The organism is Acinetobacter yuyunsongii (genome assembly GCF_041021915.1).
GTDB lineage: Bacteria > Pseudomonadota > Gammaproteobacteria > Pseudomonadales > Moraxellaceae > Acinetobacter.
Genome location: NZ_CP157435.1, coordinates 1660690 through 1674837 on the forward strand (window position 1 = coordinate 1660690; position 14148 = coordinate 1674837).

A 14148-nucleotide genomic window follows, 5' to 3' on the forward strand; every position below is an offset into this window, starting at 1 on the left:
GAAAATATATAGCAAGAACTGAAGCCAGGTCTAATATCTTTGAATATATTGAGGTGTTCTGCAGTTCAAACGCGGCCTAGTTCCAACGGTCAACGTTCTTCATTAGATTATGAGAGGGTCTATCAAAAGATGGTTATGTGTGTCTAGAATTTTAGTGACTATTCACAGTTCTGCTCCATGATTCAGGTCACTTATTACTTATGTTATTATGTCAGCTGCGATACAAGAATTAAGGTAACCTTATGAAAATAGCGAATACGAAATTACTAGCTGGTGCTTGTATGGCCCTAACTTTAACTATGCTTAGCCCTGCCGTACTTGCAAATGATAACAATGATATACGAAAGACTATTGTAGTTAAGTTTGCAAAAAAAGCTTACTCTGCAAATTATTACGGAAGAATAGATGGATACAAGTATGATTCCTACAAATTTTATGCTAAAAAAGGGCAAAAGTTAAAAGTGAGGTTGGCTGGAGGAAATGTTGAAACTTACTTATGGGGTAATCAATTAAAAGACTCCATCAGTCTTGGAGAATATTCTCCAGAGCTTGATGATAATGGTATTTATATTTTACCTGCTTCAGGTGAGTATGAAATTAGAGTATTACAACCTAGATCACAGGCAAGAAAAGATAAAAAACCTCAATACTGGATGAGTATTAACATTAAATAAAGACTTGCTAGATTCGTTTAAGTTTTAATACAAGTGTTCAAAACTATTGCCAGTTAAGCGGGGCGTGATTTTTACGCATATATGTTTATGAGTAAAATGATGTGGTTTACTTGTTTAATACCCCGAGGAATAATTTAATCTTGCTGTGCGTTAATCACGTTTCTTTCTTTCAAAAGTTAATTATATCTTTCAACGTAACCGTCGTGATATTCAAGCCCTTTTGATAGGAATTTGCAGTGAAAGAATAGGCGAAACTTGTCTTAAATAATGATAATTCCTTATCTTTAAAATAGAGAACGCCCGATGAAATTCATTAGGCGTTTACTTTAAATAAGTGTCAGCTTATTTTATAACCAGATGTACTTGTCAATCATGATTCTTTTTCTCAATTGCCTTAAAAAAACAATCTTGCTATTTTTGACTTTTCACACCATTTTGTTCAACTTGTACTGCGGCTTGCCAGCTAGGTAGTTGGCTTAAACCTGCTACGTAACGTTGGATATGCGGATAGTTTTCACCTTGTCCCATATGATAAACTAAAGCATGTAGTCCAAAGCCCATCATAAAGTCAGCACCGGTTAAACGGTCTGCCACTAGAAATTCTTTATCTTTTAAATATTCATTTAAATAGCTAAATACTTTATCGAACTCAACTTGAGTATAATTTTCTAGAAATACCAACTTCGTACCCTGCTTGGTTTCTATCGCATTAAACGTTTTTAACAAAAATGGCAGCATGGCAGAGCTTTCTGAGAAATGAATCCACTGTAGATAATCGACATAGGTAGGTTCATCCATATCTGGTGCTAAATGCGGCGCAAGTTGCTGAATTAATAACTCAACGATTGCGCCTGACTCTGCAATAACTTTGCCATCCCATTCTAATACTGGAGATTTCCCTAAAGGGTGAATGGTTTTTAAAGAGTCAGGGGCCAAATGCGTGCTTGAGTCACGATAATAGCGTTTCAGCTCATAGGGCTGCTTGATTTCTTCAAGTAACCACAAAATACGAAAAGAACGTGATTGATCTAAATGATGTAATGTGATCATGATAATTCCTATTTTTTTAAATTTTTACAACCACTTTGCCAAAGTTTTCGCCTTTCAACATACCATTGAAAGCATTGATCGTGTTATCTAAACCTTGCACCATATGCTCTTTATATTTGATTTTTCCGTCTTTCAACCATTCAGACATTTGCTGATAGAATTCCGGATACTGACTGCCATAATCATCAAAAATAATAAAGCCTTGCATGCGAATACGCTTTTTTAAAAGGGTGGAAATAAAGCCCGGTAAACGGTCTGGCCCTTGTGCTTGCTCGGTAGCGTTATACTGGGAAACCACACCACACACCGGTACACGTGCCGCAGAGTTAAGCAATGGCCATACCGCATCAAACACTTTACCCCCGACATTCTCATAATAAATATCAATACCGTTGGGAGCTGCTTGTTGTAATTGTTCTGCAAAATTTTCATCATGATGATTGATACAAGCATCGAAGCCGAGTTCTTCTACTGCATAACGGCATTTTTCAGGCCCACCTGCGACGCCAACCACGCGACAACCTTTAAGTTTTCCAATTTGTCCAACCGTAGCACCAACAGGTCCCGTTGCAGCTGCAACGACTAATGTTTCACCGGCTTTAGGCTGACCAATGTCCAACAACCCCATATAAGCAGTAAATCCTGGCATTCCCAAAATACCCAATGCCCAAGATGGATGTTCAGGTTGCATACCTAAGCTTTGACATGCAGTCCCATTAGAAATTGCGTAGCCCTGCCAGCCATTTCCTGAAAGAACCCACTCGCCTTCTTTGAATTTTGGGTTTTTAGAGGCCACCACTTGACTGACTGTTCCACCGACCATCACTTCACCAATTTCAACCGGTGCTGCATATGAAGGAGCATCACTCATGCGACCACGCATATAAGGATCGAGTGACAAGTAAATGGTTTTTAACAATATCTCGCCTTGTTTAAGTTCATTGAGTTCAACTTGTTCAATACGAAAATCGCTGTGTTTTGGCTCACCCACTGGCCGTTGAGCTAAAACGATACGTTGATTAATAACTGTTTTCACACATATAACTCCATGTTTTATTTAGAAGTATTTCTATTCACAATCAAAAATTATGATTAAAATTTCTTTACATCCATTGTAGATGAGTTATACTAAAAAGCAATACGACTGGTCTATTTTTACAATAGAGTAAATAATTAATATGAAGCCTACTCCTATTAAAAAGTCTGAAGCGAAGCGCTTACACATTCTTAACACTAGTTCAGACCTGATTTTGCATAAAGGTTTTACCGGTGTAGGATTACAGGAAATTTTACAGAGCTGTGAGATCCCTAAAGGCTCGTTTTATCATTATTTCCAATCCAAGGAAGCTTTCGGATGTGAATTGGTACAGCATTATGTAGATAATTACCAAGTCCGTTTAAATGATGTATGGCGTAGTGATAAATCCCCTTATCAAAAGCTGATTGAGTATTTTAATTTATGGATAGAAGATCCTGAAACACAGTGTGGTTGGGCGGATAGTTGTTTAATTGTGAAACTTGCCGCAGAAGTTGCCGATCTATCTGAAGATATGCGCTCCATTATGTCCGCTGGCGTCGATAATGTAATCCAACGTATTGCTGCTTTAATTGATTTGGGTAAACAGGATCAGTCTATCCAAGCAGATACTGAGGCCTCGACGTTGGCACAAGTACTTTACCAAATGTGGTTAGGTGCAGCATTACTGAGTAAGTTGCAAAAAGATAAAACACCATTACATCAAGCTCTAAGAGCAACTAAATTTCTATTAAAAAGTGAAGATTCATAAAAATTAAATTAAATATCAATTACATAATTAATGGTTTATGATAGCAACCCAATGATTATTTATTCATGTATTGCTATTAGATCGATTTACAATCCATGAGTATAGCGCGCAATGAATTCTCCTTCTAAAGCCCTCATGACTCGTATTTTAGTTGGTTATTTAGGCTTATATCCCACACTATTACTGGTTCTCACTTTATTAAAGCCAATTACTCAGCATCAAAGTTTCCCGATGATGGTGTTGATTGAAGTCATAGTATTAGTGCCAGTAACGCAACTGATTTCTTTTCCACTGGCTGGTTGGCTCATTACACAACTAAAAAATTTTAGGAATTTGTTTTAAGAAGAATTTATGCTGGCAACAGCAATCCTAAGTCCTTATTTTGCCAACCACAAAGGTTGGCAAAATAACTCACTTAGTCGAGATTAATCTGCGTAAGCCGGATAATCAATATAGCCTTTTTCCGTCCCACCATACATAGTGCTTGCATCTACTGCATTCAATGGCCAGCCATTAGTGATGCGATCGGGTAAATCTGGATTCGCAATAAATGGGCGTCCAAATGCAATTAAATCGGCCACTCCTGCCTCTAAAATTCGAGTCCCTCTTTCTGCCGTATATCGACCTGCATAAATAATCCGACCACTGAAAGTGTCTCTGACATCTCTACGAAAATCATGAGGAAGTTCTGGTGCATTATCCCAATCAGCTTCTGCAATCGATAAATAGGCAATCCCAACTTCTTCAAGTATTTTTATGGCTTCAATATAAGTCACATGTGGATCATCTTCAACCAACCCTATGTAAACACGATCTTCCTCTGTACTTTCAAATAGCGGGGCAAAACGCACTCCTAAACGATCTGCACCAACCACCTCAGCAACTGCCTCTACTACTTCACGTAAAAAACGCAAACGATTGTTTAGTGATCCACCATATTCATCTTCACGGTGGTTACTATGTGCAGAAATAAATTGATTTACCAAATAACCATTCGCACAATGAATTTCAACCCCATCAAAACCAGCAGCCAATGCATTACGCGCTGCTTGAGCATAGAGTTGCACTAATTCTTTAACTTCTGCATTGCTTAAAGCACGTGGCATTGAAGGATCAGCCAAGGCACCTGCATTGGGCCCGGTCTCAATAAAGACTTTAACATTACTATCAGCCTTAATAGCCGAGGGCGCGACCGGTGATGCATGATCGGGTTGCAAAGATGTATGTGAAACACGCCCAACATGCCAAAGTTGTGCAAAAAAAATGCCTCCTTTAGCATGCACTGCTTCCGTCACTTTACGCCATCCAGCAATCTGTTCAGGGCTGTAGATACCAGGAGTCCAAGCATAGCCTTGACCACGTGGCTCGATTTGCGTATCTTCGGTGACCATAAATCCTGCCCCGGCACGCTGTTGATAATAGGTTGCCATCAGTTCATTTGGAATATTCCCTGGCTGAGTACTACGTGACCGCGTTAATGGTGGCAATACAATACGGTTTTGTAAAACATAAGGGCCTAAGTTTAAGTTTTGAAAAAATTTGCTGGCTTTCATTTCATTGTATCCAAGTCATCATGACTTAATTGATCTAAATTAAAAAAAATACCCTTCCTTCCTGTATATAGAAAAATCAAGGAAGGAAAGCTATTCACTTAGGCCCCTCACCATTAAGTGAGGTTTTTTTTGCTTATTGAGCCAGTTGCTCAGAGTCAGAAATTTATTCACTACTAAGCACCACAACAGGCACTAGCTACTCTTTATTTCAACAATTGAAGTAATGCTGAGGCAGTTGCAGCAGAAGAAGCTGGATTTTGTCCAGTAACCAGCAAGCCATCTACTTGAACATGTACTTGCCAATCATCCACTTTAGAATAATGACCACCGTTTTCTTTAAGCATGTCTTCAACTAAAAATGGTACAATTTCAGTCAAACCTACAGCGGCCTCCTCAGTATTGGTGAAACCAGTCACTAATTTACCGCTCACTAAAGGCTTGCCATCACTGGTTTTTACATGACGAAGAACACCTGGGGCGTGACACACTGCTGCAACAGGTTTGCCAGACTGAATCGCCTGTTCAATCAGAGAAATTGAAATCGGATCTTCTGCTAAATCCCACAATGGGCCATGCCCGCCTGGATAAAACACTGCATCATAATCAGCTACAGAGATTTCGCTAAGTTTATGCGTCTGTGCCAATGCTTGCATTGCAGTTGGATCAGCTTCAAAACGATGAGTGGTTTCAGTTTGTGCTTCTGCTAAATTACTTTTCGGATCTAGTGGTGGCTGCCCACCTTGAGGCGACGCCAGCGTAACTTCAGCACCAGAGTCAATAAAGGTGTAATACGGTGCAGCAAGTTCTTCTAGCCAGAAACCTGTTTTCTTACCAGTATTGCCCAGTTGATCATGTGAGGTTAAAACGATTAAAATTTTCATGTTATTTCTCCGATATTTTTCAGGATTGAGGAGCATTGTTGCATGATCACTTGTCGTGTAGCGTGACCATGACAGATACGCTTATTTAGATACTCGTCTCGAGAATTTGGCGACTGATCTCTAATGAAACAGTTTTATGTTCGCCTAGCTGTGTAAGATTGTGTGATTTAAGTTGCGTAATGATGATCTCAATATCTGTCTCCCCCAGTCCATAATCACTAAGACGAGTCGGCAATCCAAGTTGCTCAAAGAAGGCTCGAGTACGAGCAATAGCAGTATTAATACGTTGTTCTTCATCACCTTCGACAATCTGCCAGACACGAGCTGCATACTGTAGTAATTTTTCTCGCTTCTCTTGACGACGTACTTGTAGATTGGCCGGCAACACAATGGCCAAGGTACGAGCATGATCAATACCATATAAAGCCGTGAGCTCATGTCCAATCAAATGGGTTGACCAATCTTGTGGTACACCAGCTCCAATTAGCCCATTCAGTGCCATGCTAGCAGACCACATCAAATTCGCACGCGTGTCATAATCTGCTGAATCTTCCAAGATTTTCGGTCCAATCTCAATCAGAGTTTGCAATAGACCTTCGGCAAAACGATCTTGTACTTGTGCATTCACAGGGTAAGTTAAGTACTGTTCCATGACATGAATAAATGCATCGACCACCCCATTAGCCAACTGGCGCGTCGGCAAGCTAAAAGTTTTATTCGGATCAAGTACGGAAAATTGCGGAAAAACATAGGGACTGCTAAATGACAATTTGGCTTGGGTCGATTTTCTGGTGACTACCCCACCGCTATTCATTTCTGAACCAGTTGCTGGAAGGGTGAGTACACTCGCAAAAGGCAAAGCTTGAGTAATTTTAGTACCATGGGTTTCTAAAATCTCCCATGTATCCCCTGTATAATTGACTGCTGCTGCAATAAATTTAGTACCATCAATTACCGATCCACCACCGACAGCCATCAAGAAATCTATCTTTTGTTCACGAATCAGCTCTACAGCTTTCATGAGGGTTTCATAACTCGGATTCGGCTCAATTCCGCCAAATTCATGAATTTCTCTTGCACCTAATGCTTCACGCACTTCTGCTAAAGTACCATTCTTACGTGCACTTTCACCACCAAACAACATTAATATTTTTGCTTCTGTAGGCACATAGTCATTGATTTTAACTATTGTATCGCCACCAAAAATAATGCGGGTCGGATTATAAAAGTTAAAATTCAGCATATTTTTATCCTAGGATGATCAGTTAATTGATTTGAAAAACCACCGTTATTTATCAAATAAACTTTAAAAAATTGGACAACACTGCGGCTTTTGACTGCACCATGTGCTAACTATACATAAAAATAGACCAGTCGTCTATTTTTTTAAAAAAATTATTTCATCTTGGCGACTTGAGTGATGGTTAAACACATTCAGGCTTGTTCTATACCACTTTTATTATTGATGTATTTTCACGAGCGATTGTTGGATGGAAGGTATCAACACGTATGACTACTAACATGGTCGTGAACGCATTGGATAAAACAGTGAATGGCTTATACAAAACAGAGGTGATTGAATATTTAAAAGCAGATTGGCACGGTTTAACAGATGTACAAATGCGACACTAAATTAGATAGATTGGTTCAATATAAAGCATGTACATAGGTGCATACGTTTATTTACCCTGTTTTGGATATTGACCCGTAAATGCTAAGATTAAGCCATTCAATAAAGTAGCCCAACTTGAATAAAAAGCCTCTGACAAACCTCACAGGGTTGAAGTGCTGCCTTTCATTCAAAATTTCAGGCAGCACCCTCATACATTTAAGCGTCGGTTTAACCTGGTAGTTTACTCGCCAAAACATCTACTTTCTCAATAGACGGTGGCTCTGAAAATAGCTCTTCGGCCTGAGCCATCAAAGCAGCTGCAACCTTGCCAGATAAATGTGCTTGGCGACCCGCCTCATCAGGAAATGCATCAAAAATACCAAATGTTGAAGGTCCAAGACGTAGGCCGAACCACGCAACTGTCGCAGGTTCTTCCATTACAATTGGTAAACCGCCTTTAAGGAAAGCTTCCACTTCGTCTTCTTTACCCGGTTTAGCTTCAAGACGGACATATAAAGCTGTTTTAAGCATGACTAAAACTCCACAATTGATTAGAATTAAAACGATTCTGACATTGCTAATGGATGCATGTCAGAAAGTTTTGTTGTATAAAAGTTAAAAAAATTTCCATAGCTGAGCCAAAATCTGAGTTTTCATTTCGACATAATGCTATGAATTTATTCAAGTTAATATCATTAACATTTGAATCAAAAAATATTGCTCAAGTAGCATTCAAGAACAACATGTACATCCTTATAACTATGAAAGTTATTTAGCTAGGAATTTGCTGTGAAACTCTATATGTTTCTCTATAAAGCTCGCAATGAAGTAATAGCTATGGTCATAGCCTTCTCTTAGGTTAAGTGTAAGAGGATATTCTTGTTCCAAACAAATATCACTAAGAAGCTTAGGTCTTAACTGTTCTTCAAGAAAATCATCAGCTGTTCCCTGATCGACTAAAATAGGTAAATGAACTTCTGCGTTTTTGATTAATTCAATCGCATCATAGCTTTTCCATAAAGTTTCGTTTTCACCTAGGTAGTGTGTAAAAGCCTTTTTCCCCCAAGGTACTTGGCTAGGTGCAACAATTGGTGCAAAAGCAGAAATACTTTTATACAGCTCAGGGTTTTTTAACCCAATGACTAATGCACCATGCCCCCCCATGCTATGCCCCATAATGCTTTGGACTTGATTGGTCGGAAAATTTAGGTCAATCAGATTTCTGAGCTCTTCCACAATATAATCATACATCTTGAAATGCTGTGACCAGGGTGCTTGTGTTGCATTCACATAGAATCCTGCGCCTTGGCCTAAATCATAATCTGCATGATCTGGTACATCCTCTCCACGTGGGCTGGTATCTGGTGCAACAATAATGACTTTATGTTCAGCCGCATACTTTTGTGCTCCGGCTTTAGTAATAAAGTTCTGTTCGTTGCAAGTCAGTCCTGATAACCAATATAAAACTGGCAAGCGCTCATCTTTGTCATGAGGTGGCAGATATATTGAGAATTTCATTGAACAGTTTAATGCTGTTGACTGATGGAGATACACTTCTTGCGATCCACCAAAAGAAGCATGTTTCTCAATTATTTCCATAATCAATTACCTATGTTGAGCAAGACTTCATGAGAAATCGGTTTTACAGATAATGTGCCGTTTTAGAGGATTCCATGCAGTCATTCATGATGCACATGCATGGAAAAGTATAAGGTCCGACGCAATTATTCGTAATGAATTACAGTACGAATTGACTTACCTTCATGCATTAGATCAAAGGCTTCATTGATCTGATCCAAGCCCATCGTATGTGTCACAAATGGTTCTAATTGAATTTTACCTTTCATGGCATCTTCAACCATTCCTGGAAGTTGCGTACGACCTTTTACCCCACCAAAGGCAGAACCTAGCCATTTACGACCAGTAACCAGTTGGAATGGACGGGTGGAGATTTCCTGACCCGCGCCAGCTACACCAATAATTACGGATTGTCCCCAGCCACGGTGTGCACTTTCAAGGGCTGCACGCATCACATTCACGTTACCAATACATTCAAATGAATGATCTACACCCCAGCCAGTCATTTCGACAATGACTTGCTGGATTGGTTTATCGTAATCTTTAGGGTTCAAGAAGTCCGTTGCACCAAACTCTTTTGCCAGCGCAAATTTATCTGGATTCATGTCAACCACAATAATACGTCCTGCTTTAGCTTGACGTGCGGCTTGTACGACTGCTAGACCAATACCACCTAAACCAAAGACCGCAACACTATCACCTTCTTGTACTTTAGCCGTGTTGTGTACTGCACCGATACCCGTTGTTACCCCACAACCTAGTAAGCAGACATGTTCGTGATTGGCTTCAGGATTGATTTTAGCCAATGATACTTCTGCCACTACCGTGTATTCACTGAACGTTGAGCAGCCCATATAGTGGTAAATCGGTTGACCATTGTAGGAAAAACGAGTGGTACCATCTGGCATTACACCTCTACCTTGAGTTTCGCGAACGGCAATACACAAGTTCGATTTTCCAGATTTACAGAATAAGCACTCGCCACATTCAGCGGTGTAAAGTGGAATTACATGATCACCTGGTTTGACGCTAGTCACGCCTTCACCCACCTCAATGACAACACCAGCACCTTCATGCCCGAGAATAGCCGGAAAAACACCTTCAGGATCATCGCCAGATAAAGTAAATGCGTCTGTATGACACACACCGGTATGGGAGATCTTGATTAATACTTCACCTTTCTTCGGTGGTGCAACATCAACTTCAACAATTTGAAGAGGTTGACCAGGACCAAACGCAACGGCAGCACGTGACTTCATGCAATAATTCCTTATACAGATCTATTTTAAATATGATTTTAGAATCTTGGCGATTTCAGCCAATTCTTCTTTTCGTTGTTGTTCTGTGGTTTCACCTGTTACTAATGTGTCCTTTAAATGAACCTCCAACATTTCATTCATTAAACCATTAATAGCACCACGCACAGAGCAAATTTGTTGCAGAATTGCAACACATTCCACATTGTCTTCTAACGCTTTTTCAATCGCTTGCGTCTGACCTTTGATCTTTCTGACGCGTAGAAGAATCTTTTTTTTGTCTTCAATCTGATTAGGCATCAGACCTCCTTATTTGCTCGCATTAATACTATACTACCCCATAGTATAAAAAAAGCAATATTTTTTATAAATCGAAAATCAAAAAGATCTTTAGCGAAAATTTTCTATGCCTGTTTTTAGTTTTTTTAAATTAACATCGTAGAGCTGATGCCAAAGTCACAAAGAATGGGGCTTTTAGCTCCCATTTTTTATTTTGCCTCATGTTCTTTGTGATGCTGTGACCTTTTAGAATTATGTTTCAAATTTTAGCCACTTTGTAGATATTTTGAACGTTTCAAGCCTTGAAAATACTACAGATAGTTTAGATTAAACTGCCTTTACAGACTGTACTAGAATATTTTTAGTGAGCGGATGATATTTATTATTCGTTATTTAGGAATTATTAAATCCTATAAATATCATTTATTGGATTATTTTACTTTGGTACTGTGCACATCATCCCCCAGTTAACAATAAGGAACAACTATGAATAAGATGATGAATGCGCTTATCCTAGAAAATTTTGGTGATCATGAATTTAAACGTGTAGAACTGCCTATACCTCAACCAGAGGCTGGGCAAGTTCTAGTACGTATTCATGCGAGTGGTGTAAACCCTATTGATTATAAAATTCGTCTTGGTGAAGCACCATATGCTATGCCAGAGCTTCCTGCCGTGTTGGGAACAGATATGGCTGGGGTTGTAACTGCTGTTGGTGAAGGTGTCACCCACTTCAACGTCGGAGATGAAGTTTACGGTCTGATTGGTGGCGTTCGTGGTCTTCAAGGATCTTTAGCAGAATATGTTGTAGCAGATGCTGATTTGATCGCATTAAAGCCACGCAATATCTCTATGCGCGAGGCAGCAGTACTACCATTGACGTTCCTCACCGCTTGGGAAGGTTTAGTGGATAATGCGAAGGTCCAACCAGGGCAAACTGTACTGGTTCAGGGTGGTGCTGGTGGCGTTGGTTATATGGTTGTTCAGCTTGCAAAAGCACTTGATGCAAATGTTTGGGCGACTGGTCGTACAGCTGATCAATCACTGATTTCAGAACTCGGTGCAATACCTCTCGATTACACCACAGCATCTTCCGATGATATTATTGCTGCAAGCCCTGAGGGTCAAGGTTTTAACATTGTTTACGACACTGTGGGTGGTCCAGTACTCGAAGCTTCACTTTCTATGACAACTCACTATGGCCACATTACCAGCTGTGCTGCATTTGGTAACCATAATTTAGCGAGTTCATCTCTACGGTGTGCCACAGTGTCTGGCGTATTCGTCCTAATGCCGATGTTAACAGGCAATCGTCGTGCTCATCATGGTGATATCCTTAAGATCGCGACTCGTCTCGTTGAGGAAGGTAAACTGCGTCCTATTGTTGATCCTCGTCATTTTACTCTAGACCAAGCGATTGATGCTCATGATGCTGTTCAAGATCGCTCTGCCAATATTAAGGTCGTTATTGATGTCATTTAATGCACTTCAGGCCAAGACTTGGCGCTTCAATAGTATTGGAGATACAGATGTTCTGACATTAGAAACACTTCCTGTTGCTTTACCAGCCGCAGGAGAAGTTCTAATCCAGATGAAAACGATCGGACTCAACCGGGCTGATGTAATGTTTCGGCGTGGTACTTATATTCAAAAGGCAGTATTCCCTTCTCGTCTGGGATATGAGGGAGCAGGCATAGTTCTAGCGATAGGTGAAGGTGTACGCCAATTTTCTCCAGGAGATGCAGTATCGATTCTTCCGACTGACAATCTAGCCAAATATGGGACATATGCGGACAAGCTTCTGATTCCAGAAACTTTTTTAGTTCACAAACCCGATAGTTTAAGCTGGGAAGAAGCTTCTTCAATCTGGATGCAGTATTTGACGGCTTGGGGTGGTGTAATCCATGCTGGTGGACTTTCGAAAGGAAAAACGATCTTGATCACAGCAGCTTCAAGTAGCGTAGGACTAGCTGCGATACAGATAGCTGAAGCAGCGGGTGCTAAGGTCATTGCAAGTACACAGACGGTAGAGAAAAAGCAACGTTTACTGGATCTCGGTGTTAAAAATGTTATAGCCAGTGAAGATGAACCCGATTTGTATGAGGCTCTTGTTTCACGTTTGGGTGGAGAATATCTTGATGTCGCCTTCGATGCTGTAGGAGGGCCACATATTGAACAGATTGCAAAAGCGATGTCTGTGGGAGGAACTATGGTTATGCATGGTGCACTTAGCCCTGAGATCACACCATTTCCCCTTAAAGTTGCATTACGCAAGAGCTTAACCATGCGAGGTTTTTTGTTCCTTGAGGTTCTGCATGACCCTGTTCTAAGGGAGCAAGCCAGACGATTTATTCTTAGCAGTATAGGTGCAGGATATCTTCGTCCAGTGATCGACCGTTGCTTTAACTTTGAGGACATGCATGACGCTCAGCGCTATCTTGAATCAAATCAGCAAATAGGAAAAATTGTAGTTACTCTAGATACATGATGGTCTTATCTGATTCAGGTTTCTATATGGCCCAGCACTTCCGCTAAGTAATCAAACAATGCTCGGATTCGCAAAGGTGTCGGGCCCCGCTGTGGACGATATAAATACAGGCGCCAAACAGGAGAGGTTTCCTCATGAAGTATCTGAATGAGCTTACCACTCCTAAGCCACGGCAAAACTAGAAATCCAGGCATGTGTCCGAATCCAACTCCAGCGAGAATAGCTTGAAATTCAGCTTCTAGATCATCTGTAATAAAACGGGGATTTGATGGCGTAAAGCTTCGACTTTCGGTGAATGTCCATGGCCAGTAACGCCCTGTTTTATGATCGACTAGTGCTGTTAGAGGGTATTTATCTAGGTCAATAATTTTTTTAGGCATTCCAACCTTATCAATTAACTCTGGCGTACCCACAGAATAAAAGTTCACTTTAGCCAATTCCCTTGCCACATATCGATTGTCCGGCAAAAATCCAAATCTGATCCCGATATCTATCCGCTCATCGATCACATCCGAGTGTGAATCTGTTAGCACACAATCCACGACAATATCTGGATAACGTGTGGCAAATTCTGCTAGTGCGGGTACTACCAATTTGCGCCCTAACACAGACGACACAGTAAGACGGACAGTCCCACGCATTTCATCTCGTTTTTCCTTGGTGTCTTTTACAAACAAAGCATCGATCGATCCCACCGCAAAACGTGCTTGCTTTGCCAGATGCTCACCATCAGCGGTAATTTTAATTTGTCGAGTACTCCTGTAAAACAGAATCTCTCCGCGCTGCTCTTCTAGCTCTTTTATTGCCCGTGTCACTGCCTGTGGGGAAATACCTAGCTGAGTTGCTGCCTCTTTAAAATTTCGAGACTCTGCTGCGACACAAAAGATACGCATCATTTCCAATTTGTTATGCATGTCCAATCCTGTGTTATGGTAATTATTCCTTAAATAGGAATTCTGAAAGATAATATTATTCATTTATTATATATAA

The 14148-nt window shown here is 40.4% G+C and carries 15 protein-coding genes and 1 pseudogene; 6 read left to right on the top strand and 10 right to left on the bottom strand.

Going from position 1 to position 14148, the window contains the following annotated elements; genetic code table 11:
• The first annotated feature begins 242 nt into the window (after positions 1-242).
• Positions 243-674 carry a hypothetical protein gene (locus ABLB98_RS07975; RefSeq protein ID WP_348883136.1) on the top strand — a complete coding sequence of 144 codons (432 nt, stop codon included), beginning with the start codon at positions 243-245 and terminating at the stop codon, positions 672-674.
• A gap of 411 nt (positions 675-1085) precedes the next feature.
• Here ABLB98_RS07975 and ABLB98_RS07980 read toward each other — a convergent pair whose 3' ends face one another.
• Together ABLB98_RS07980 and ABLB98_RS07985 are read right to left on the bottom strand one after the other, a co-directional pair.
• On the bottom strand, positions 1086-1724 hold the full coding sequence (locus ABLB98_RS07980; RefSeq protein ID WP_348883135.1) for a glutathione S-transferase: 639 nt from the start codon (positions 1722-1724) through the stop codon (positions 1086-1088).
• A gap of 16 nt (positions 1725-1740) precedes the next feature.
• Positions 1741-2760, bottom strand: coding sequence for an NADP-dependent oxidoreductase (locus tag ABLB98_RS07985; RefSeq protein ID WP_348883134.1), 1020 nt, complete (start codon positions 2758-2760; stop codon positions 1741-1743).
• Positions 2761-2902: 142 nt separating this feature from the next.
• Between ABLB98_RS07985 and ABLB98_RS07990 the strand changes: the two genes are divergently transcribed.
• Entirely contained in the window at positions 2903-3511 is a 609-nt protein-coding gene (locus ABLB98_RS07990; protein ID WP_286831867.1) for a TetR/AcrR family transcriptional regulator, read from the top strand.
• 111 nt (positions 3512-3622) lie between these two features.
• Positions 3623-3853 carry a hypothetical protein gene (locus ABLB98_RS07995; RefSeq protein WP_348883133.1) on the top strand — a complete coding sequence of 77 codons (231 nt, stop codon included), beginning with the start codon at positions 3623-3625 and terminating at the stop codon, positions 3851-3853.
• Between the two features lie 83 nt (positions 3854-3936).
• Here the strand turns inward: ABLB98_RS07995 and ABLB98_RS08000 are convergent, their stop codons facing one another.
• The 3 genes from ABLB98_RS08000 to ABLB98_RS08010 form a co-directional block, all read right to left on the bottom strand.
• Positions 3937-5064: an alkene reductase gene (locus tag ABLB98_RS08000; RefSeq protein WP_348883132.1), complete on the bottom strand. Its 1128-nt coding sequence runs from the start codon at positions 5062-5064 to the stop codon at positions 3937-3939.
• A gap of 203 nt (positions 5065-5267) precedes the next feature.
• Positions 5268-5945, bottom strand: a complete 678-nt coding sequence (locus ABLB98_RS08005) for a type 1 glutamine amidotransferase domain-containing protein (RefSeq protein WP_348883131.1) — start codon at positions 5943-5945, stop codon at positions 5268-5270.
• 85 nt (positions 5946-6030) lie between these two features.
• Positions 6031-7188, bottom strand: a complete 1158-nt coding sequence (locus tag ABLB98_RS08010; RefSeq protein ID WP_348883130.1) for an iron-containing alcohol dehydrogenase — start codon at positions 7186-7188, stop codon at positions 6031-6033.
• Between the two features lie 149 nt (positions 7189-7337).
• On the opposite strand from ABLB98_RS08010, the pseudogene ABLB98_RS08015 reads away from it, so the two are divergent.
• Positions 7338-7579 (top strand): annotated as a pseudogene (locus ABLB98_RS08015) (IS3 family transposase); the annotation flags it as partial.
• Positions 7580-7785: 206 nt separating this feature from the next.
• Here ABLB98_RS08015 and ABLB98_RS08020 read toward each other — a convergent pair.
• The 4 genes from ABLB98_RS08020 to ABLB98_RS08035 form a co-directional block, all read right to left on the bottom strand.
• The gene (locus tag ABLB98_RS08020; protein WP_348883128.1) at positions 7786-8088 is read right to left on the bottom strand and encodes an antibiotic biosynthesis monooxygenase; all 303 of its coding nucleotides are present in this window, start codon (positions 8086-8088) and stop codon (positions 7786-7788) included.
• 237 nt (positions 8089-8325) lie between these two features.
• Positions 8326-9156 carry an S-formylglutathione hydrolase gene (gene fghA, locus ABLB98_RS08025; RefSeq protein ID WP_348883127.1) on the bottom strand — a complete coding sequence of 277 codons (831 nt, stop codon included), beginning with the start codon at positions 9154-9156 and terminating at the stop codon, positions 8326-8328.
• 125 nt (positions 9157-9281) lie between these two features.
• The gene (locus tag ABLB98_RS08030; protein WP_348883126.1) at positions 9282-10394 is read right to left on the bottom strand and encodes an S-(hydroxymethyl)glutathione dehydrogenase/class III alcohol dehydrogenase; all 1113 of its coding nucleotides are present in this window, start codon (positions 10392-10394) and stop codon (positions 9282-9284) included.
• A gap of 21 nt (positions 10395-10415) precedes the next feature.
• A complete protein-coding gene (locus ABLB98_RS08035) occupies positions 10416-10691 on the bottom strand; it encodes a metal/formaldehyde-sensitive transcriptional repressor (protein ID WP_348883125.1) in 276 nt (91 codons plus the stop codon).
• A 465-nt stretch (positions 10692-11156) separates the two neighbouring features.
• Between ABLB98_RS08035 and ABLB98_RS08040 the strand changes: the two genes are divergently transcribed.
• Both ABLB98_RS08040 and ABLB98_RS08045 read left to right on the top strand, forming a co-directional pair.
• Positions 11157-12152 carry a zinc-dependent alcohol dehydrogenase family protein gene (locus ABLB98_RS08040; RefSeq protein WP_348883124.1) on the top strand — a complete coding sequence of 332 codons (996 nt, stop codon included), beginning with the start codon at positions 11157-11159 and terminating at the stop codon, positions 12150-12152.
• Complete coding sequence (locus ABLB98_RS08045) at positions 12142-13158, top strand: zinc-dependent alcohol dehydrogenase family protein (RefSeq protein WP_348883123.1); 1017 nt, start codon at positions 12142-12144, stop codon at positions 13156-13158. The genes ABLB98_RS08040 and ABLB98_RS08045 overlap by 11 nt, the downstream gene beginning before the upstream one ends.
• Positions 13159-13172: 14 nt before the next feature.
• Here the strand turns inward: ABLB98_RS08045 and ABLB98_RS08050 are convergent, their stop codons facing one another.
• Positions 13173-14072 carry a LysR family transcriptional regulator gene (locus ABLB98_RS08050; RefSeq protein WP_348883122.1) on the bottom strand — a complete coding sequence of 300 codons (900 nt, stop codon included), beginning with the start codon at positions 14070-14072 and terminating at the stop codon, positions 13173-13175.
• Between the last annotated feature and the right edge of the window lie 76 nt (positions 14073-14148).

What these genes read in the sequence shown, in the direction of transcription:
- ABLB98_RS07975 (WP_348883136.1), top strand. Translation starts at nt 243, where the DNA reads ATGAAAATAGCGAATACGAAATTACTAGCTGGTGCTTGTATGGCCCTA.
- ABLB98_RS07980 (WP_348883135.1), bottom strand. Translation starts at nt 1,724, where the DNA reads ATGATCACATTACATCATTTAGATCAATCACGTTCTTTTCGTATTTTG.
- ABLB98_RS07990 (WP_286831867.1), top strand. Translation starts at nt 2,903, where the DNA reads ATGAAGCCTACTCCTATTAAAAAGTCTGAAGCGAAGCGCTTACACATT.
- ABLB98_RS07995 (WP_348883133.1), top strand. Translation starts at nt 3,623, where the DNA reads ATGAATTCTCCTTCTAAAGCCCTCATGACTCGTATTTTAGTTGGTTAT.
- ABLB98_RS08000 (WP_348883132.1), bottom strand. Translation starts at nt 5,064, where the DNA reads ATGAAAGCCAGCAAATTTTTTCAAAACTTAAACTTAGGCCCTTATGTT.
- ABLB98_RS08005 (WP_348883131.1), bottom strand. Translation starts at nt 5,945, where the DNA reads ATGAAAATTTTAATCGTTTTAACCTCACATGATCAACTGGGCAATACT.
- ABLB98_RS08010 (WP_348883130.1), bottom strand. Translation starts at nt 7,188, where the DNA reads ATGCTGAATTTTAACTTTTATAATCCGACCCGCATTATTTTTGGTGGC.
- ABLB98_RS08020 (WP_348883128.1), bottom strand. Translation starts at nt 8,088, where the DNA reads ATGCTTAAAACAGCTTTATATGTCCGTCTTGAAGCTAAACCGGGTAAA.
- fghA (WP_348883127.1), bottom strand. Translation starts at nt 9,156, where the DNA reads ATGGAAATAATTGAGAAACATGCTTCTTTTGGTGGATCGCAAGAAGTG.
- ABLB98_RS08030 (WP_348883126.1), bottom strand. Translation starts at nt 10,394, where the DNA reads ATGAAGTCACGTGCTGCCGTTGCGTTTGGTCCTGGTCAACCTCTTCAA.
- ABLB98_RS08035 (WP_348883125.1), bottom strand. Translation starts at nt 10,691, where the DNA reads ATGCCTAATCAGATTGAAGACAAAAAAAAGATTCTTCTACGCGTCAGA.
- ABLB98_RS08040 (WP_348883124.1), top strand. Translation starts at nt 11,157, where the DNA reads ATGAATAAGATGATGAATGCGCTTATCCTAGAAAATTTTGGTGATCAT.
- ABLB98_RS08045 (WP_348883123.1), top strand. Translation starts at nt 12,142, where the DNA reads ATGTCATTTAATGCACTTCAGGCCAAGACTTGGCGCTTCAATAGTATT.
- ABLB98_RS08050 (WP_348883122.1), bottom strand. Translation starts at nt 14,072, where the DNA reads ATGCATAACAAATTGGAAATGATGCGTATCTTTTGTGTCGCAGCAGAG.